Source organism: Pseudomonas sp. S2_B07, from assembly GCF_054668435.1.
Genome location: NZ_CP162769.1, coordinates 2,989,405 through 3,008,222 on the forward strand (window position 1 = coordinate 2,989,405; position 18,818 = coordinate 3,008,222).

Genomic DNA, 18,818 nt, shown 5'->3' on the forward strand with positions numbered 1-18,818 from the left:
AAGACGTCAGCCAAGCATCGTCACCGAATATGACAACTCGACGACCAGTCTATGACAACCGCCGCACTTGAGCGCTACTTCAACCCGACCACACCCGCCACGATGAGCCCGACCGACACCAGTTTGATCGCCGTCAGGCTTTCACCCAGCAACGCAACCCCCAGGAATACCGTGCCCAGTGAACCGATGGCGGTCCAGATCGGATACGCGATGCTCACCGGCAACTCGCGCATGGCCAGGGTCAGGAAGTAAATCCCGCCCACGGCGGCCACGACCGTGATCAGCGACGGCCAGAGCCGGGTGAAGCCTTCGGCGTACTTCATGCCCATGGCGAAGGTGACTTCGAACCCGGCGGCGATCAGCAGAAACAACCAGGCCATCTAAAACTCCCGGGCCAGCGCCAACAGGCGCTGCTCGGCCTCGGCGGCGGAGATCCGGAAGGTGCGCTCTTCGGACTCTTCGCCCTCGGCGGCGACCACGGTGATGTCGGTGATGCCGATGAATCCCAGTGCCGTGCGCAGCAACGGATCAGCGTGGTTCATGGCTTCCAGCTCACCGCCCGGGCCGAAGCCGAAGCCGCCACGACTGGTGACGATCAAGGCTTTTTTGCCCCGTACCAACGGCTCGTATTGGGCCACGCCGTTGTCCAGGCTGTGGTTGAACGTCAGGCCGAGCCGCACAACCTGATCGATCCAGGCCTTGAGGCCGCTGGGCACGCTGAAGTTGTGCATCGGCGTGGAAATCACCAGCAGATCGTGGCCGAGCAACTCGCCCACCAATTCGTCGCTGAACGCCAGATCAGCTTGCATCGACAGCGGTCGGGCATCCGGTTCCGGGTAAAACGCAGCGGCTATAAAGGCTTCGTTGACCGGTGGAATCAGCGCCCGGCCAACTTCGCGGCGGGTCAACTGAGTGTGTGGATGGCGCGCCTGCCAGGCCGAAAGAAACACTTCAGCCAAACGGCGGGAGTGAGAGCGGTCGCCACGGGGGCTGGCGTGAATGGCAAGAATTTTACTCATCTGAATCTCCTTGGGATTACACTCGAACGGCGTGTGGATTGCAGCTTGAAGCTCACCGCCAACCACTTCAAATGAGCAGAAATCAGTCAGGATGAATTCATTTCATCCATGGAGCCTTGAATGTTCGCCTCGTTGCCACTGACCGCCCTGCGCGCCTTTGAATCCGCTTCCCGCTTGCTGAGTTTCAAGGCGGCGGCCGAAGAACTCTCGGTAACGCCGACCGCGGTGTCTCATCAGATTCGCTCTTTGGAAACCTGGCTCGGCGTGCCACTGTTCGAGCGACTGCCACGGCAAGTGCGCTTGACCGACGGCGGTGAACGGCTGTTCCGCAGCCTGCACGGTGCCTTTCTGGACGTGGCGCAAAGCGTCGATACCTTGCGCCCGCAACGCAACGGCACCAGCCTGACGGTTTCCACCACGGCAGCCTTCGCGGCGTTGTGGCTGGTGCCGCGCCTCGGGCGCTTTTATGCGCGCCATCCCGGCATCAGTCTGCGCCTGGACACCCACTGCGAAGTCATCGATCTGCATCAGGACGCCAGCGTCGATCTGGTGCTGCGCTACAGCCTCGACACCTACCCCAACCTCTATGGGTTGTGTTTGTTCGATGAGTCCTTCGGTGTCTACGGCTCGCCCGAGCAGGTCGCGTTGGCCGCCACTCGCACGCCGACGCTGATCAGCGTGCACTGGCACAACTCCAAGCTGTACGCCCATGGCTGGGAGGCGTGGTGCGCGCGGTCGGGCGAGTCATGGTGGGCCGGCAAACCGGCGATCCGTGAATACGACGAAGAGCATTACGCCCTGCAAGCAGCGATTGCCGGGCAAGGCCTGGTGCTGGCGAGCAATATTCTGGTGTCGGAAAGCGTGGCCAGCGGGTTGCTGGTGGCGTATCGCGGCGAGATTCAGGTCGATGGCGCCGGCTATAGCGCGCTGTGTGTGCCGGGGCGCGAGCGGCATCCGCCGGTCCGGGCATTTTTTGCGTGGTTGCGCGAGGAGGCGTTGCTGTCCGGGCATGCATTGGCGTGAGGCCGCCGATTACAAATCACATCAAACTTTTCGGCACGCGCATGACTCACAACTTTCGTAGCGATCACTTCTCTAGACGGTGACGCAAACCGGATTAGCCTCCAGGAGAACGAGATGAGTGACATGCATTTGTCTGATGTAACCACCCTTCGTGAACGGGCTCGCCAGAATGTCGAGAATGGCGCGGTCACTGAAAGCTACAGCGCTGACCGCGATGAAGTCTTGCGCCTGCTCAACGCCTCGCTGGCCACTGAACTGGTCTGCGTGTTGCGCTACAAGCGTCACTACTTCATGGCCAACGGCTTGAAAGCCCATGTGGCGGCCGATGAGTTTCTCGAACACGCGACCCAGGAAGCCGAACACGCCGACCGCCTGGCCGAGCGCATCGTGCAGCTGGGCGGTGAACCAGAGTTCAACCCGGATCTGTTGTCGAAGAATTCCCATGCCCAGTATGTGGCGGGGAACAACCTCAAGGAGATGGTCTACGAGGACCTAGTTGCCGAGCGTATTGCCATCGACAGCTATCGCGAGATCATTCAGTACATTGGCGAGAAAGACCCGACTACGCGGCGGATCTTTGAGGACATCCTGGCTCAGGAAGAAGAGCATGCGGATGACATGGCTGACATTCTGAAAGACCTGTAGCGCTGACAGACCGCCTTCGCGAGCAGGCTCGCGAAGGCGTCTTCATTGACGTCGCATTTACCGGGTAGGTTTGACGGTCACCGGCGCCTTGCCCGCCTTCATCTGCTCCAGCAACGGCGCACACTGGTTCGGCTCGCCACCACTGGGCGCCACCAGCGCCAGCAACCCGGCCGCCGGCGCTGCAATCACGCCCAACGCCACCATCCCCGCCCCGCGCAGCATCAGCGGCACCGCTTTCACCCCGGCATCCGGCTTGATGAACTTGCCCCGTACGTACAGCGGCGAGCGTAGAGAGATCAAGCGCCAGCCCTTCGACTCCGGCGTAATGGTGAGGTCCAGTTGTTCGGTCGCCATGTTCGCGGTGCCATCGATGTAGATGATCGCGTTCTCGGTATCGAAGACGAACAGGCGCGTGGTCGCCAGCCCGGTCTTGATGTCGAAGTCGGCCGCCGCGCAATTGATCTTCACTTCCTTGTCGCCGAAGATTTTGCCGACCACGTAGTTACCGACGTTGAGCCCGGCCAGCTCCATCAGCTCGCGGCTGATCGCGCCGTCATTGATCAGCAATTTCAGATTGCCGTTGGCGCTGCCCAGCAGCTTGGCCACCGAGTTGCCGCGCCCCGAGAGGTCGGCATCGCCATTAAGTTCGCCGAAACTGGTTTTCATTGGTTCGAAGGTCGGGAACAGTTGCTTGAGCTTGAACTTGCGCGCAGTGAGTTTGGCCTGCCCTTCCAGCGGTTCAGTCCGGCCATTCAAGCGAATCTGCGCTTCCAGATTGCCGCCCGCCACACCAAAGCGCAGGGGTTCGAGGCTGAGTTGGCCGTCGGTCAACACCAAATGCGTATAGAGGTCGGTGAACGGCAGTTTTTCGCTGTGGACGATGCGCTTGCCGGTGAATTCGACGTCGGCGTCCATGTCGCGCCAGCGCTCGGTCTTGAACGCTTCGACCGGCAAAATTTTGTCCGTCGGCTGCTGGCTGTCGGCGCCACGGGCCTTTTGCTTGGCATTGGAGTCGGCGCCGATCAGCGGTGCGAGGTCGACAAACAGCAGTTGGTTGGAAAGCAGCGAACCACTGAGCTTCGGCCTTGGCTGACTGGCGACATACGCCAGGCTGCCATGAATGTCACTTTCGCCGATCTTGCCGTTGAAGTCTTCATAGCGGAATACCGCGCCACCCGGCTCATGCAGCTTGGCAATCAAGTGCCCGTCGGTGGCGTACGGTGGCGTATCCGGCAGTGTCACACCGGTCAACGGATACAGATTGCCGAGGCTGGTGCCGGCCAGTTTCAGCCGCAGATCCAGCGCGCCGAGGTTCAGGGGATCGGTCAGGGTGCCGGCCAGTTCGACGCCGGTATCGGCAATCTTCACCTGCGCCTGGAGCGGGAACGGCTTGGCCGCGTCCTGCAACGCCAACAAGCCGCCGATCTTGCCGGAGCCCTCGAGTTTCTGCGCGTGGTATTGGCCTTTGACCTTGAGGGCGAAGGCGTAGTCCTGGGGCGCAGCACCCTTCTCAAGCGCGGCTTTCGCGGCCTTGTCACCGACGATGTCGCTGAACGGAATTGGCTTGCCCAGCGGATCGATCAGCACATCGAGCTGCGTCTTCAGGTTCTGGTCGTCAAGGGTAACGTGGCTCTTGTCGAAGCCGATGGCGCCGATATCGACCACCCAGTTCGACGGTTCGGCGTTGGGGTCTTTCGGGTCGAATTTGAAGGTCCAGTTCGCGCGGCCATCAGCCAGGCGTTGGAGCTGGGCGTTCGGTTCGGTCAGGTCGATACGCGGGATGACCACTCGCTGCGCCAGCAGGGCCAGCGGCGAAATACGCAATTCAACGCGCTTGAGGGTGACCATCTGCGGTTGTTTCGACCAGTCCGGGTTGCCGAGACTCAAGTCTTCGGCCACCACATGCGGCCACGGCACCCAGGCCCGCCAGCCACCCTCGTCAGGCTCGCGCTGCCAGACCACCGCGAGGTTGCCATTAATAGCAAACGCTCGGTGCAGCTCTTCGGAGACTTTGGTGTTGATCGTGGGTTTGATCCGGTTCCAATCGAAGAACACGATGATCAGCACGAGTATCGCCAGTAGAACAACCAGGCTGGCAAAGACCCAGGCGAAAATTTTGGGGGTGCGCGTCATTGCACAGGACTCCTGAATACGACTGAGCGCCCTGACTGCGACGCACGTATGAAACGTTAGGCCAGAACCGGCCTGCCATGACAGCTAGGACTGGGAAAAGCCGCGCAGGTTTAACCGAAAAGCCTATTAACGTTCAAATAATCCCCCACGATCACTCTGCGCACTCCAAACGGTGTTACCGCCACCCGCACTGCTGTGCGGCATGAGTGAGTCGAAACTACCCACTCCAGTGCAAAAACACCCGACGGAAAGGCCCGGTTTAGAGCCCTCCAGCAGAACAATCAATTCTGTTGATTATTACCATTGCGTTTATGAACTTTCATATCGACTTATCGAGAGTAGCATTGCCCTCGTACCCACTTTATCGCCCTCCCAAGGAGCACCCCATCATGAAACGCCAATTACTGCTTAGCCTGACCCTCTCGATGCTAGCCAGCACCGCTTTCGCTCTGCCAGCCGCTGATCAGGCCACTCCGCAAGTCAAAGACAGCCACTCGGTGTTCAGCCAAACCGTCGCCGCTGATGGTTCCGACCGCACTCCACAAGGCCAGACCCTTGCCGAAGGCGGTAACGATCGCCTGAAAGAAAAAGGCTTGATCACTCAAGATGGCTCGGATCGCACCCCACAAGGCCAGGCCCTGGCTGCTGACGGTTCCGATCGCACTCCACAAGGTCAAACCCTGGCTGCTGACGGTTCCGACCGTACTCCACAAGGCCAAACCCTGGCTGCTGACGGTTCCGACCGTACCCCACAAGGCCAAACCCTGGCTGCTGACGGTTCCGACCGTACCCCACAAGGCCAAACCCTGGCTGAAGGTGGTGGTGACCGTGTGATCGAACGCAACAGCGCTCTGAGCTAAGCCTCATGGCCGCCCTGAAAAAAAGCCCAATCCCCGGATTGGGCTTTTGACTTATAGAGAAGCCGCGTTTTCCCCCGCCTGCCCCCGATAGTCGTTCGACGCCAGCGAAGCCGATTTGCTAGAGTGCGCCGCTGTCCTGTCCAGAAAACACCCTTGCGATGCTGCCCCGCGCCGAACAGAAACAACAAACCCGCAACGCCCTGATGGACGCTGCCCGTCACCTGATGGAATGCGGCCGAGGATTCGGCAGTCTCAGCCTGCGCGAAGTGGCGAAAACCGCTGGCATCGTGCCCACCGGTTTCTACCGGCATTTCGCCGATATGGATGAACTGGGCCTGGTGCTGGTCAGCGAAGTCGGTCAGACCTTTCGCGAAACCATTCGCCTGGTGCGCCATAACGAATTCGTCATGGGCGGCATTATCGATGCGTCGGTGCGGATCTTTCTCGACGTGGTCAGTGCCAATCGTTCGCAATTTCTGTTTCTTGCCCGTGAGCAATACGGCGGATCGCTGCCCGTGCGGTTGGCGATCGGGCGGTTGCGCGAAGACATCAGCTCGGATCTGGCGGCCGACTTGTCGTTGATGCCAAAGCTGCAGCATCTGGACATTGCCGGGTTGAGCGTGATGGCGGACCTGATTGTAAAAAGCGTGTTCGCGACACTGCCGGACATCATTGACCCGCCCGCCGAAGCGCTACCGGAGCATCTGACGCCGCAAGCGAAAATCACGCAGCAACTGCGCTTCATCTTCATCGGCCTGAAACACTGGCAAGGCCTCGGTAGCACAGAATAATCCCCTACCCCCCGCTCCCATAAGGAGTTGCATCGCTGCAAATTGGTGCGCCACACCCTATCCCCGCACCAATTTCAGCCAAAACCCTGCAACATCCAGAAACACCCACTGCGCTCCGACAGGTATTTCCTACGTATCCCCCGATTGGCAAGCCCCTTGCTCTAGCCTGAGCATTGCCCATTGCTGGAAGCCTACCGATGCTGGTGATTCATCGCAGAATCGACCCTCGACCCGTCTGGGCCGCTGAATTGCACCTGACCTTCGAAGCCCGGAGTAAAAGCCGTTTGCGCTGTTTCAGTGCCGAAGGTGAAGACGTCGGGTTATTTTTGGAGCGCGGTCAGCCGCCCCTGTATGACGGCGAGTGCCTGCAAGCGGAAGACGGGCGCATCGTGCGTGTTTGCGCCCGCCCCGAACAATTGCTGCACGTTACCTGCGCCAACGCCTTCGAATTGACTCGCGCCGCCTATCACCTCGGCAACCGCCATGTCGCCCTGCAGATCGGTGATGGCTGGCTGCGCCTGCTTGACGATTACGTGCTCAAAGCCATGCTCGAACAGCTGGAGGCCAAGGTCGAAAACATCGAAGCGCCGTTCCAGCCGGAACACGGCGCCTATGGTGGCGGCCATCACCATTCGCGGCATGGCGACGAAGACTTCAACTACCCACCGAAACTGCACCAGTTCGGCGTCCGTTTATGAACCCGGCCTGGGCGCTGCTGCGCCTGGCCAGTCCGCAGTTGCCGATTGGCGGCTACAGCTATTCCCAAGGTCTGGAAATGGCGGTGGATAACGGCCGCGTGAGCGATGCAGACGGCGCGCGACGCTGGATCAGCGATCAATTGTTGCTGAACCTGGCGCGGTTCGAAGCGCCGCTGTTACTCGCCCATTGCGTGGCCGCCGCGGAGGAAAACTGGGCCGAATTGCAGCAACGCTGCGAAGAACACCGGGCCAGTCGGGAAACCCGCGAATTGCATCAAGAGAGCCGGCAGATGGGCTACTCCTTGCAACAACTGCTCAGCGGTTTGCCGGAACTCGACGCACCCGCCCGCGCCTTCCTCGAACAACGCCCCGAACCGCATCTGGCCCTCGGCTGGGCGCTGGCCGCCCGGGCCTGGGGGATCAGTCCGCAGGATGCGCTGGCCGCGTGGCTCTGGAGCTGGCTGGAAAACCAGTTGGCGGTGCTGATGAAAACCCTGCCGCTGGGCCAGCAAGCCGCGCAACGCCTGACCAGCGAACTGCTGCCGCTGCTGCAACAAGCCCAGCAGGACGCCACCCGAATCAACCCCGAACACTATGGCAGCGCCGCGTTTGGCCTGTCCCTGGCGTGCATGGCCCATGAGCGCCAGTACAGCCGTCTGTTCCGTTCCTAGGGCCTTTTAAGTTGGAGAACCACATGAACACACAACCCCTGCGCGTCGGCATCGGCGGCCCGGTCGGTTCCGGTAAAACCGCGTTGACCCTGGCCCTGTGCCTGGCCCTGCGCGAGCGCTACAACCTGGCCGTCGTCACCAATGACATCTACACCCGCGAAGACGCCGACTTTCTGGTGCGCAACGAAGCCTTGGCGCCGGAGCGGATCATCGGTGTGGAAACCGGCGGCTGCCCGCACACGGCGATCCGCGAAGACGCCTCGATCAACCTCGAAGCCGTGGATCAACTGAACCGCCGCTTCCCGGGGCTGGACCTGATTCTGGTGGAGTCCGGTGGCGACAATCTGTCTGCGACGTTCAGCCCCGAACTGTCCGACCTGACCATCTATGTGATCGACGTTTCGGCCGGCGACAAGTTGCCGCGCAAGGGCGGTCCGGGGATCTGCAAATCCGATCTGCTGGTGATCAACAAAGTCGACCTCGCGCCATTGGTAGGTGCGTCGCTGGAGATGATGGACAGCGACACCAAACGCATGCGCAACGGCAAGCCGTTTGTCTTCAGCAACCAGAAAACCGGTCTGGGCCTTGAAGAAATCATCGCCTTCATCGAACGCCAAGGCCTGCTGACAGCCGCCTGACCACCACTTATCAACAAGGAAGCTTATCCATGACACTGAAACGTATTCTGGGCGCCATGGCCCTGCTGCTGACCCCGGCCATCGCCTTCGCCCATCCGGGACATGGCGACAACGGCCTGATCGCCGGTATCAGCCACCCGATTGGCGGCCTCGATCACTTGCTGGCGATGGTGGCTGTCGGCTTGTGGGCGGCGCAGCAAAAAGGCGCGGCGCGCTGGGCACTGCCGTGTATGTTTGTCGGCACGATGTTGATTGGCGGGTTGCTGGGGTTTGAAGGGCTGAACCTGCCGGCGCTGGAAGGCGCGATTGCCGCGTCGGTGCTGGCGCTGGGTCTGGCGGTGGCGTTGGCGGTGCGTCCGCCATTGAGCCTCGCGGTGGCGGCGACGGCGTTGTTTGCGCTGTTCCATGGTGTGGCGCATGGGCTGGAATTGCCGGACATGTCGAGCCCTTGGGCGTATGCGGCCGGGTTCGTGGCAGCGACGGCGGCGTTGCATGGGTTGGGTTATGCGGTCGTTCGGGTGTTGCCGCACGCGGCGGCTCCGCTGGTTCGATTGGCGGGCGCGGCGTCCGCAGCGACTGGCGTGTGGTTGTTGGCGGGCTGATTTCTTTATCGCCGGTAATGGCCTCATCGCGAGCAAGCTCGGCTCCCACAGTGGAATGCGTACTCCTGTGGGAGCCGAGCTTGCTCGCGATGGCGGCCTGACAGACACCGCATCTCTCAGGCCTGCTAACATGTCGCGCAATCAACCCTGCCGTGACGACGCCAGCCAATGCCGCCTGTTTCCCGCTCCGCCTCCCAGCCTGAATTGACCGCCCTGTTCGCCTCGGTGCAACAGCACTTCCAGGACGTGATCGTGCCGCTCTGGCAAGGCCCCGGCTGGAATGCCGACATGGCGCTGCCGTATGAGGCGCTGGACGCGGAGCATCAGCCGCTGCCGCCTCAACGCTATCGGGCCATGGCCTGCGCACGGCAGCTGTATCTTTTCTCAAGCCTGATCGGCCAGGTGCCGGGCGCCGAAGCGCGTGCCGCCGCGCTGTTCCGATCCCTTCAGCAGCACTTCCACGATGCCGAGCACGGCGGCTGGTTCTACAGCATCGACCCGCAAGGCGCGCCACTCGACCCGCGCAAAGACCTCTACACCCACGCATTCATTCTGTTCGCCTGCGCCCATTACTGGGACAAGGTTCGCGAGCCGCTGGTGGAATCGGTACTCAATGCAGCGCTGGAAGTGATCGCTCAGCGTTTCGCGACGGGCGACGGCCTGTACGAAGCCAGCCTCGACCGTGGCTGGTCCTCGCTTGATTCCGGGCCGCTGCAAAATCCCCTGATGCACTTGGCCGAAGCCTTCCTTGCCACCCTGTCGGTGCGTGAAGACGCCGCCGTGCAGCGAGCGCTCGTCGACTTATGCACAGCCATGCAGAAGCGCTTCATCGACCCGCAACAGTGCGTGTTGATGGAGAAGCCGTTGGGTGCTGTGGATAACTGGTTTGAGCCGGGGCATCAGTTCGAATGGTATTTCCTGCTGGAATCTTCGCCGTTACTGCGCGGCTCGGCATTACATGTGTCGCTTGATCATGCATTTACGCTGACCGAGCAGCGGGGTGTTGATCCACAGACGGGTGCCGTTGTCGCGATGCTCGATCTGGAGGGTTCTGCAAAGGATGCCACCCAGCGCATCTGGGCCCAGGCTGAATACCTGCGCGCCCTGACCTTGCGGCCCGACAGCGAGGCCTCTGTGCAGCGTCAATTGCAGGCGCTGCAACAGCATTTCCTGCATGCGGGCGGTTGGTATGAGTGTCGTGATGAGAAAGGCGACGTGAGCCGCAAGGACATGCCGTCGACGACGCCTTATCACTTGGCGACCTGCTATCGCGGGCTGGTCGAGTTTCTCGGCTAACTGACAGATCGCTATCGCGGGCAAGCCGCGCTCCCACAGGGATCACACTGTACCTGTGTGAGCGTGGCTTGCCCGCGATGGCCGTTACGCGGTCTTACGCCTTGGCATTACGTTCAATCGAGAAACCAGCCCAGGTCTGGCTCACCGGCATCAACTCCAGGCTGTTGATGTTGATGTGCGCCGGCGCATTCATCACCCAGAAAATAGTCTCGGCGATATCCTGCGGCTGGATCGGCTCGGCACCCGCATACGTCGCGTTGTACCGCTCCTGGTCACCGGCGAAACGCACCAGCGAGAACTCGCTCTCACACAGACCCGGCTCAATGTTGCTGACGCGCACGCCAGTGCCTTGCAGGTCGCAACGCAGGTTCAACGAGAACTGCTTAACGAACGCCTTGCTCGCGCCATACACATGGCTGCCCGGATACGGATAGTTGCCAGCGATGGAGCCAAGGTTAACGATGCCGGCGCCACGGCCATGGGCAATCAGGCGCGGTAGCAGCAGACGGGTGCTGTACATCAGGCCTTTGATGTTGGTGTCGACCATGGTGTCCCAATCGTCGAGATCGCACTTGGGTGCCGGGTCCACACCGAGCGCCAGGCCGGCGTTGTTGATCAGCCCGCGCAGCTTGGCGAAGGATGGCGGCAGGTTGGCAATCGCTTCCTCCATGGCTTTGCGATCACGCACGTCGAGCACCAGGCCATGCACCTCGGTCTGCTTCGACAATTCGGCGCACAGGGCATTCAGGCGCTCTTCACGACGGCCTGTCAGCACCAGTTTCCAGCCAGCCTCGGCAAAACGGCGGGCACAGGCTTCACCAAAACCGGAGGTCGCGCCGGTAATAAACAGGGTGTTGGACATCGTGTTCTCCTTGCTTCGGCTGATGGACAGCCCTTGGAATAGAAAATCAGCTGGCAGCATGCCCGGCCTTGCTCACAGCGGCAACCACCGCAAAAGCTGTACGAAAAACAACCAACCCAGCGAACGCCTTACGCCCCGCGGCTTGCAGCCATGTACGCGCACGTTATCCACAGGCCGGTCCACAGTTTCCGGGGGCAAGTGGAAAAGCTGGAAGCCGCTGTGCACAAGGCTTTGCGGGGAGTTTTGAAAGTTTTTTGCTTGACCCTCGAATGCTCGCGGTGTAGCGCAGGGCATTTTGCACGATGGGCCCTACAGAGCAGCGATGGCGCCAAGCCAGTAACTACGGCCCTCAGCCGAGTCTTTCCAGAGTTTAATCACAGACTTATCCACAGGCTTGCCCTACCTGTTTCGCCTCTCTTTTGTCTCCAATAAAAAGGTTGACAACGACGGTTCTCCCCCACGCAAAAACGCCTGATCAAAAAACAACCACAGCGCTGCAAGCCACGGATTTAAAGGCGCCCAGCCAGCTACTCCCACGTTATTCACAGCCAGCTCCACAGCAAACGGGGACAAGTCAAAACCGTGACAAAACAACTATTTGCAGCGGCTTTATGTCGCGCTTTCAGAGCTTGTGAATATTGTTTTCCACAATTTCCAGAAAGCACTGTTTTGTGACCTGTGAGGGGAAATGCGGTGAATTGGGGACGTAAAAAAGCCCCGGCGATTGCTCGTCGGGGCTGTGGGTATTTCAGCGAAGAATCAATGACCGCCGAGATACGCGTTACGCACTTCCTCGTTCACCAGCAGCTCCTTGCCGGTGCCCGTGAGGCGGATCTCGCCGTTGACCATCACATACGCCCGGTCCGACAACTTGAGCGCGTGGTTAGCGTTCTGCTCGACCAGGAAGATGGTCATGCCGGTTTTGGCCAGCTCGCGCAAGGTCGCGAAGATCTGTTTCACCACAATCGGCGCCAACCCCAGGCTTGGCTCGTCGAGCAACAGCAGTTTTGGCCGGCTCATCAACGCACGAGCGATGGCGAGCATTTGCTGTTCGCCGCCGGACATGGTCATTGCCCGCTGGTTGCGCCGCTCTTCAAGCCTTGGGAACAACTCGAACATGCGTTGCATGTCTTCCTTGGCGTACTTGTCACCGATAGGGATGGTGCCCATCAGCAGGTTTTCCTCGACAGTCATGTCGGGGAACACCCGCCGCCCTTCCGGCGATTGCGCGATGCCATTGGACGCGATGTAGTGGGACGACTTGTGGGTGATGTCCACACCCTGATAGATGATCTGCCCGTCTGCCGCGCGCGGCTGGCCGAAAATCGACATCAGCAGGGTCGACTTGCCGGCACCATTGGAGCCGATCAGGCTGACTGTTTCACCTTCATTGATGTGCAACGAGACTTTCTTCAAGGCCTGGATCGGCCCGTAAAACACGTCCAGTTCCTTGAGTTCGAGGATCGGTTGACTCATAACACCACTTCCTCTTCATCGGCGCCCAGGTAGGCCGCAATCACTTTCGGGTCGTTGCGGATCGCGTCGGGGCCGCCCTCGGCGATGACGATGCCGTGGTCCAGCACCACGATGTGGTCGGAAATACTCATCACCATGCCCATGTCGTGTTCGATCAGCACCACGGTCAGATCGTGCTCGTCACGCAGCAGCCGGATCATCGCGCTCAATGCTTCGGTTTCCTGAGGGTTGAGGCCGGCGGCCGGTTCGTCGAGGCAGATGATCTGCGGACGGGTGCACATGGCCCGGGCGATTTCCAGGCGGCGTTGTTGGCCGTAGGACAATTCGCCGGCGAGGCGGTTGGCGCAATCCACCAGGTCCACCACTTCCAGCCAGTAGAAAGCATGGTCCAGCGCATCACTTTCAGCCTTGCGGTAGCCCTTGGTGTTGAGGATGCCGGCCAGCATGCTGCGGTTGACCCACATGTGTTGGGCCACCAGCAGGTTTTCCAGCACCGACATTTCCTTGAACAGGCGAATGTTCTGGAAGGTCCGCGCCAGCCCGGCCCGGTTCACCAGGTGGGTGCCGCCAAACATCTTGTAGTACAGACGACTGGCGAAGGATTTAGGCGAGACGAAATCGGTCGGTTTGAACGCTTCGCCCAGCAATTGGATGACATTGGTCTGCTCGCCGCGCACGTTCAGTTCGATCTTGCCGCCGGAGGCCTTGTAGAACCCGGTCAGGCAGTTGAACACCGTGGTCTTGCCGGCGCCGTTGGGGCCGATCAGGGCGAAGATCGAGTTGCGTTTGACCTGCAGGCTGACATCATTCAACGCCTTGATGCCGCCAAAGTGCATCATCAGCTTCTCGACCGAGAGTACGACTTCGCTCATGGCGCTACTCCTTTACGCGGGGTCACACCGGTACGGCTGATCCGAATCAGGCCGCGCGGTCGCCAGATCATCATCAACACCATCAGGATGCCGAACAGCAGCACGCGGTATTCCGCGAAGCCACGCAACAGCTCCGGGGCGACGGTCAGCACGAAGGCTGCAATCACCACGCCGATGGTCGAGCCCATGCCGCCAAGTACCACGATGGCGAGGATCAAGGCCGATTCAAAGAAGGTAAACGAGGTCGGGTTGACGAAGCCTTGATAGGTGGCGAAGAACACGCCAGCCAGACCGGCCGTCGACGCACCGATGGTGAACGCCGAGAGCTTCACCAACACATGGTTCAGGCCCATGGAGCGGCAGGCGATCTCGTCTTCACGCAAGGCTTCCCAGGCGCGGCCAACCGGCATACGGGTCAAGCGATGCTTGATGTACAACACCGCCAGCACAACCATGAACAACACCGCGTAGATGAAGTAGTACTTCACGTCGGGGTTGTAGGCGATGCCGAAGAACTCGTGGAACGGTATGCCGCCGTCTTTCGCCCGTTTGCCGAACTCCAGGCCGAAGAACGTCGGCAGCGGTGCCGGCATGCCGTTCGGGCCGCCGGTCAGCGACAGCCAGTTGTTGAGGATCAAGCGGATGATTTCACCGAAACCCAGGGTCACGATGGCCAGGTAGTCACCGTGCAGACGCAACACCGGGAAGCCGAGGATGCACCCGGCAAGCCCGGCAGTGATTGCCGCCAGCGGCAGCACCGTCCAGAAGCCCAGGCCGAGGTACTGGTAACCGAGCGCCAGGCCATAGGCGCCGATGGCATAGAACGCCACGTAACCCAGGTCGAGCAGGCCGGCCAGGCCGACCACGATGTTCAGCCCCAGACCGAGTAGCACGTAGATCAATCCAAGGATGACCACGCCCAGCAGGTAGGAGTTGGAGAAAAACGGAAACACCACGGCAATGACGATCATCAGCGGGATGATCCAGCGCAACCGGGATTTGTAATCGGGCGGCAGTACATGAACCCCGGAGCCGGTGGTTTCAAACCCTTCGAGAATTTTCAGACCCTTGGGTGTTTGCAGGAACAGGCTCAGGGCAAAACGGCCCGCCATGACGATGGCGACAATCCACGCCACGCGTGTTGGTTGCAGGTTGAAGCCATAGCCGTCGAGGACAATGCCGACAATCGGACCAAACACGATGAGCGCTACAAGGCCGGCAAGAATCGCGTCAACCAGGCTTCTTTTGAGATCAATGGTTTTTTTAGTGGTTGAAGACATCGCTTACACCTTCGACACAAGAGGACGGCCGAGCAGGCCTTGAGGCCGAAAGACCAGAACGAGAACGAGCAGCGAGAAGCTGAAAACGTCTTTGTAGTCCGAGTTGACCAGACCAGAGAACAGCGACTCGGAGATCCCGAGAATGATCCCGCCGAGCATCGCACCCGGCAACGAGCCGATCCCGCCGAGTACCGCTGCGGTGAACGCTTTGATACCGATGACGAAACCTGCGTAGAAGTCGAACGTGCCGTAGTTCATGGTGATCAGTACGCCGGCCAGGGCCGCCATCGCTGCACCGATGATGAACACGTAGGAAATCACGCGGTCGGTGTTGATCCCCAGGATCGAGGCCATCTTGCGGTCTTGCTGGGTCGCGCGGCACATGCGGCCGAGCTTGGTGTACTTGATGACGTAGGTCAGCAGGCCCATCCCGACAAACGCGGCGACCAGAATGAAGATCTTGGTGTAGGTCAACTGGACGAAGCCAGTGCCGACTTCAACGCGCCATGCACCGGTCAGCAGTGTCGGAACACCTTGCTGGCGTGCACCTTGGGCGATCTGTGCATAGTTTTGCAGGATCAGGGAAATACCGATGGCGCTGATCAGCGGTGCCAGTCGGGTTGAGTTTCGCAGCGGTTTGTAGGCGACGCGCTCGATGACCCAGCCATACACCGCCGTAACGACGATGGTGAAGACCAGTGTGCCGAGCATCAGCAGCGGGAAGGATTCAATACCGAAGTAAGCCAGCAGAGCCAGACTGATTGCCGCCAGGTAAGCAGAAATCATGTAAACCTCGCCGTGGGCGAAGTTGATCATGCCAATGATGCCATAGACCATTGTGTAGCCGATGGCGATCAGGCCATAGACCGACCCGAGGGTCAGGCCGTTGACCAGTTGCTGCAGGAAAATACCATCCATAACGCAATCTCACGCATTTGAGAGACTGCACAGAAGCCGGGTGCGACGGACCGGGGTTCAGCCGCCGACGCTAACCGGTTGTGTGCAGCTCTACGAGAAAAGACAGGTACTGCACGGACATGTTCTTTGAATGCCCGACGCACAAGGCGCCGGACAATCAGCAGGTCATATCACTTCTGTTTTTCCAGCTGGTGGTATTTGCCGTCCTTATCCCACTGGTAAACCACGTAGTCGGAGACTTTCAGGTCGCCCTTGGCGTCCCAGGTCTTCTCGCCCATCACGGTTTTGACCGGGTTGGCTTTCAGCCATTTGGCAGCGTCTTCGCCCTTGTTGGACTTGGCGCCATTGAAAGCAGCGGCCAGGGTCTGGACCGAAGCGTAAGCGTAGAGGGTGTAGCCTTCAGGCTCGGTACCGGCCTTGCGGAAAGCGTCTACCACGGTCTTGCTGTCTGGCAGCAGGCGTGGGTCGGCGCCGAAGGTCATCAGCACGCCGTCGACGTATTGCGGGCCGCCAGCGGTGGTCACCAGTTCGTCGGTCACGATGCCGTCATCGGACATGAATTTCACGTCTTTCAGGCCTTCGGTACGCAGCTGTTTAACCAGTGGACCCGCCTCTGGGTGCAGGCCGCCGAAGTAGACCACGTCGGCACCGGCCGCACGGATCTTGGTCACCACGGCGCTGAAGTCTTTCTCACCGCGAGTCAGGCCTTCATACAGAACCGGTTTCACACCGCGTTTTTCCAGCTGAGCCTTGGTGGCATCAGCCAGGCCCTGACCGTAGGTGTCCTTGTCGTGCAGCACGGCAACTTTTTTGCCCTTGAGCACGTCGACGATGTAGTCGCCGGCCACGATGCCTTGCTGGTCGTCACGCCCGCACATACGGAACATGGCACTCAGGCCGCGTTCGGTAACAGCCGGGTTGGTGGAACCTGGGGTGATTGCAATGATGCCCGCTTCGTCGTAGATCTCGGAGGCCGGGATGGTCGACGAGGAGCAGAAGTGACCGACCACGCCAGCCACTTTCTGGTTGGTCAGGTCCTTGGCGACCGTCACAGCCTGTTTCGGTTCGCAGGCGTCATCGCCCTTCACCAGTACGATTTTTTCCCCGTTAACGCCGCCCGCCGCGTTGACCGCGTCGGCTGCAGCCTGTGCACCCTTCATGTACTGCTCGCCAAATGCCGCGTTGGCGCCTGTCATCGGGCCCGCCACACCGATTTTCACATCAGCCTGTGCAAACGCAGAAACACCCAGCGCAGCTGCCACTGCGAGGGCCAGAAAGCCTTTCTTGTAAAACGTCTGGGACATGAGGTGGTGCTCCAAGGTTTTTTTTTAGTTGGCACTGCGATTTCACTGATTGCTCAGAGCAAGGGCCGTGCCATCGGTTTTTTATTCTGAAAAAAGTCGCTGCTTTATTGTTTTTTCGACTGTTTCGATCCCATTTTCATTGGGCGTGCAACCGTCTAAACCGCGGAAGGTGAAACCATTTATTTTTAAAGGCGCAACCCGCATGCGCCATCATTGCAACCGCGGCGTTAAACGACGTGCAACCAGCCTGTAACAACGTGCGTCACCGAAGTGCACACTGCTGGTGCGGGACTGCTACAACCCGCACCATTACAGGCTAGTCGCTGCGCCGAAAAGCGCCGCTTCCAGCAACAAATTTCAACAATCAGATGACGATCCGCAAGCACTGGCCTGCGTGATACAGCGAGAATCCAGCCTCGTATAGACAACTGCGCAACCCTACTCCCGCCAGGGGCTGCATCGGTGCGAACGGAATCGGTAGCGCTTGAGGATTTCCGTTACACAAATAATCGGCAAAGGCTTTGCCGACGACTGTCCCCGTGGTCACGCCCCGGCCGTTGTAACCGGTGACTGCCACTAAACCGGGCGCCGGTTCGAACAGACGCATCAAATGATCGGGGGTGAACGCAATGCAGCCGGTCCACGTGCATTCCCACTCCACCGGTTTGAGGTAGGGGAAATAGTGTTGCTGAACGCGGTCAGCCCAGGCTTTGAGGAACCAGGCCGGTTTCTGATTGCCATTACCGAGACTTCCGAGCAACAGACGCCCGTCCTTGTCGCGACGAATGCTGCTGAGCACCTGACGGGTGTCCCAGGAACCCTGGCCGCCAGGCAGAATCTGTTGCGCGGCGTCTTCGGTCAGCGGGACCGAAGCCACTTGGTAGTAATAACCGGGGAAGAAATTGCGCCGCAACTCTGTCCAGTCACCTTCGGTGTAAGCGTTGGAAGCGATCACGACTTTCTCGGCCATGACCGAACCCTGAGCGGTTTGCACCGACCAGCGCTGGCCCTGGCGTTCGAGTCGGGTCACCGGGGAATGATCGAACAGGTGACCGCCGAGGCTGATGGTCGCTTTGGCCAGCCCGGTGGTGTAAGCCATCGGATTGAGGGTGCCCGCACGTCGATCAAGCAAGGCAGCGGCGATTTTCTTGGTACCCGTCGCCTGCTCGCAGGCCTGGCCGGTCAACAGTTCAACCGGCGCTCCGCGACGTTTCCATTGTTCTTCACGACTGCGCAAGTCCGCCTCGCCACGGGCGTTGTGCGCCATGTGCAGCGTGCCTTCGCGGCGTAACTGGCAATCGATGTTGTATTTGTCCACAAGGCTGAACACCAGGGACGGTGCCGCGCCGAGCATGCGGTTGAGCTGGCTGCCCACCGCTTCGCCGAAGCCGGCTTCGATGTCGTCCGGCGGAATCCACATGCCGGCGTTGACCAGGCCGACATTGCGCCCCGAACCGCCATGGCCGGCGCGATGAGCTTCCAGCACACACACCGATTTACCTTGTTCCAGTAGATGCACCGCCGCCGACAGACCGGTGAACCCGGCGCCGATGACGCAGACATCGACTGTCACTTCACCCTTGAGCGCCGCGTTGTCAGGCCTTTGCGGCGTCAGTTTTTCCCACAGACACTCTTCGCGTAACGGCATTGCAAGCTCCTGTCGGAGCAGCTACAAGTCGCAAGCTACAAGCCGCAAGCCAGTTTGCTTGCAGCTGGTAGCTTGTAGCTTG

19 protein-coding genes are annotated in these 18,818 nt (G+C 60.1%); 9 read left to right on the forward strand and 10 right to left on the reverse strand.

Annotation, left to right across the window (positions count from 1 at the left end; genetic code table 11):
* Nucleotides 1–74 precede the first annotated feature (74 nt).
* Both AB4N43_RS13780 and AB4N43_RS13785 read right to left on the reverse strand, forming a co-directional pair.
* A complete protein-coding gene (locus tag AB4N43_RS13780; protein ID WP_410921794.1) occupies nt 75–380 on the reverse strand; it encodes a DMT family transporter in 306 nt (101 codons plus the stop codon).
* Nucleotides 381–1,019 (reverse strand): FMN-dependent NADH-azoreductase, encoded by a 639-nt coding sequence (locus AB4N43_RS13785; protein ID WP_027921947.1) that lies wholly within the window; start codon nt 1,017–1,019, stop codon nt 381–383. It lies immediately after the preceding gene.
* A gap of 120 nt (nt 1,020–1,139) precedes the next feature.
* Here AB4N43_RS13785 and AB4N43_RS13790 point away from each other — a divergent pair, with 120 nt between their 5' ends.
* Both AB4N43_RS13790 and AB4N43_RS13795 read left to right on the forward strand, forming a co-directional pair.
* The gene (locus AB4N43_RS13790) at nt 1,140–2,042 is read left to right on the forward strand and encodes a LysR substrate-binding domain-containing protein (protein ID WP_027921948.1); all 903 of its coding nucleotides are present in this window, start codon (nt 1,140–1,142) and stop codon (nt 2,040–2,042) included.
* 114 nt (nt 2,043–2,156) lie between these two features.
* On the forward strand, nt 2,157–2,687 hold the full coding sequence (locus tag AB4N43_RS13795) for a ferritin-like domain-containing protein (RefSeq protein WP_027921949.1): 531 nt from the start codon (nt 2,157–2,159) through the stop codon (nt 2,685–2,687).
* A gap of 57 nt (nt 2,688–2,744) precedes the next feature.
* Here AB4N43_RS13795 and AB4N43_RS13800 read toward each other — a convergent pair whose 3' ends face one another.
* Nucleotides 2,745–4,820, reverse strand: a complete 2,076-nt coding sequence (locus tag AB4N43_RS13800) for an AsmA family protein (RefSeq protein WP_194940966.1) — start codon at nt 4,818–4,820, stop codon at nt 2,745–2,747.
* Between the two features lie 389 nt (nt 4,821–5,209).
* Here AB4N43_RS13800 and AB4N43_RS13805 point away from each other — a divergent pair, with 389 nt between their 5' ends.
* From AB4N43_RS13805 to AB4N43_RS13835, 7 genes are all read left to right on the forward strand, one after another.
* Nucleotides 5,210–5,680, forward strand: a complete 471-nt coding sequence (locus AB4N43_RS13805; protein ID WP_027921951.1) for a hypothetical protein — start codon at nt 5,210–5,212, stop codon at nt 5,678–5,680.
* A 158-nt stretch (nt 5,681–5,838) separates the two neighbouring features.
* Nucleotides 5,839–6,471 (forward strand): TetR family transcriptional regulator, encoded by a 633-nt coding sequence (locus tag AB4N43_RS13810; protein ID WP_027921952.1) that lies wholly within the window; start codon nt 5,839–5,841, stop codon nt 6,469–6,471.
* Between the two features lie 197 nt (nt 6,472–6,668).
* Nucleotides 6,669–7,169, forward strand: coding sequence for an urease accessory protein UreE (ureE, locus tag AB4N43_RS13815; protein ID WP_027921953.1), 501 nt, complete (start codon nt 6,669–6,671; stop codon nt 7,167–7,169).
* Nucleotides 7,166–7,840 (forward strand): urease accessory protein UreF, encoded by a 675-nt coding sequence (locus AB4N43_RS13820; protein ID WP_027921954.1) that lies wholly within the window; start codon nt 7,166–7,168, stop codon nt 7,838–7,840. Before ureE ends, AB4N43_RS13820 begins: the two co-directional genes overlap by 4 nt.
* A 23-nt stretch (nt 7,841–7,863) precedes the next feature.
* Entirely contained in the window at nt 7,864–8,478 is a 615-nt protein-coding gene (ureG, locus tag AB4N43_RS13825; RefSeq protein WP_007947546.1) for an urease accessory protein UreG, read from the forward strand.
* A gap of 29 nt (nt 8,479–8,507) precedes the next feature.
* Nucleotides 8,508–9,080 carry a HupE/UreJ family protein gene (locus AB4N43_RS13830; protein ID WP_460154156.1) on the forward strand — a complete coding sequence of 191 codons (573 nt, stop codon included), beginning with the start codon at nt 8,508–8,510 and terminating at the stop codon, nt 9,078–9,080.
* Nucleotides 9,081–9,248: 168 nt separating this feature from the next.
* A complete protein-coding gene (locus AB4N43_RS13835) occupies nt 9,249–10,376 on the forward strand; it encodes an AGE family epimerase/isomerase (protein WP_460154157.1) in 1,128 nt (375 codons plus the stop codon).
* A 94-nt stretch (nt 10,377–10,470) separates the two neighbouring features.
* Here AB4N43_RS13835 and AB4N43_RS13840 read toward each other — a convergent pair whose 3' ends face one another.
* From AB4N43_RS13840 to amaA, 7 genes are all read right to left on the reverse strand, one after another.
* Nucleotides 10,471–11,238, reverse strand: coding sequence for an SDR family oxidoreductase (locus tag AB4N43_RS13840; RefSeq protein WP_027921957.1), 768 nt, complete (start codon nt 11,236–11,238; stop codon nt 10,471–10,473).
* A 759-nt stretch (nt 11,239–11,997) separates the two neighbouring features.
* Nucleotides 11,998–12,714, reverse strand: coding sequence for an ABC transporter ATP-binding protein (locus tag AB4N43_RS13845; RefSeq protein ID WP_027921958.1), 717 nt, complete (start codon nt 12,712–12,714; stop codon nt 11,998–12,000).
* On the reverse strand, nt 12,711–13,586 hold the full coding sequence (locus AB4N43_RS13850) for an ABC transporter ATP-binding protein (RefSeq protein WP_027921959.1): 876 nt from the start codon (nt 13,584–13,586) through the stop codon (nt 12,711–12,713). Before AB4N43_RS13850 ends, AB4N43_RS13845 begins: the two co-directional genes overlap by 4 nt.
* On the reverse strand, nt 13,583–14,866 hold the full coding sequence (gene livM / locus AB4N43_RS13855; RefSeq protein ID WP_027921960.1) for a high-affinity branched-chain amino acid ABC transporter permease LivM: 1,284 nt from the start codon (nt 14,864–14,866) through the stop codon (nt 13,583–13,585). Before livM ends, AB4N43_RS13850 begins: the two co-directional genes overlap by 4 nt.
* A 3-nt stretch (nt 14,867–14,869) precedes the next feature.
* Nucleotides 14,870–15,784 carry an ABC transporter permease subunit gene (locus AB4N43_RS13860; RefSeq protein ID WP_027921961.1) on the reverse strand — a complete coding sequence of 305 codons (915 nt, stop codon included), beginning with the start codon at nt 15,782–15,784 and terminating at the stop codon, nt 14,870–14,872.
* Nucleotides 15,785–15,954: 170 nt separating this feature from the next.
* The gene (locus AB4N43_RS13865) at nt 15,955–17,088 is read right to left on the reverse strand and encodes a branched-chain amino acid ABC transporter substrate-binding protein (RefSeq protein WP_027921962.1); all 1,134 of its coding nucleotides are present in this window, start codon (nt 17,086–17,088) and stop codon (nt 15,955–15,957) included.
* 364 nt (nt 17,089–17,452) lie between these two features.
* A complete protein-coding gene (amaA, locus tag AB4N43_RS13870; RefSeq protein WP_460154158.1) occupies nt 17,453–18,736 on the reverse strand; it encodes an L-pipecolate oxidase in 1,284 nt (427 codons plus the stop codon).
* Nucleotides 18,737–18,818: the final 82 nt, after the last annotated feature.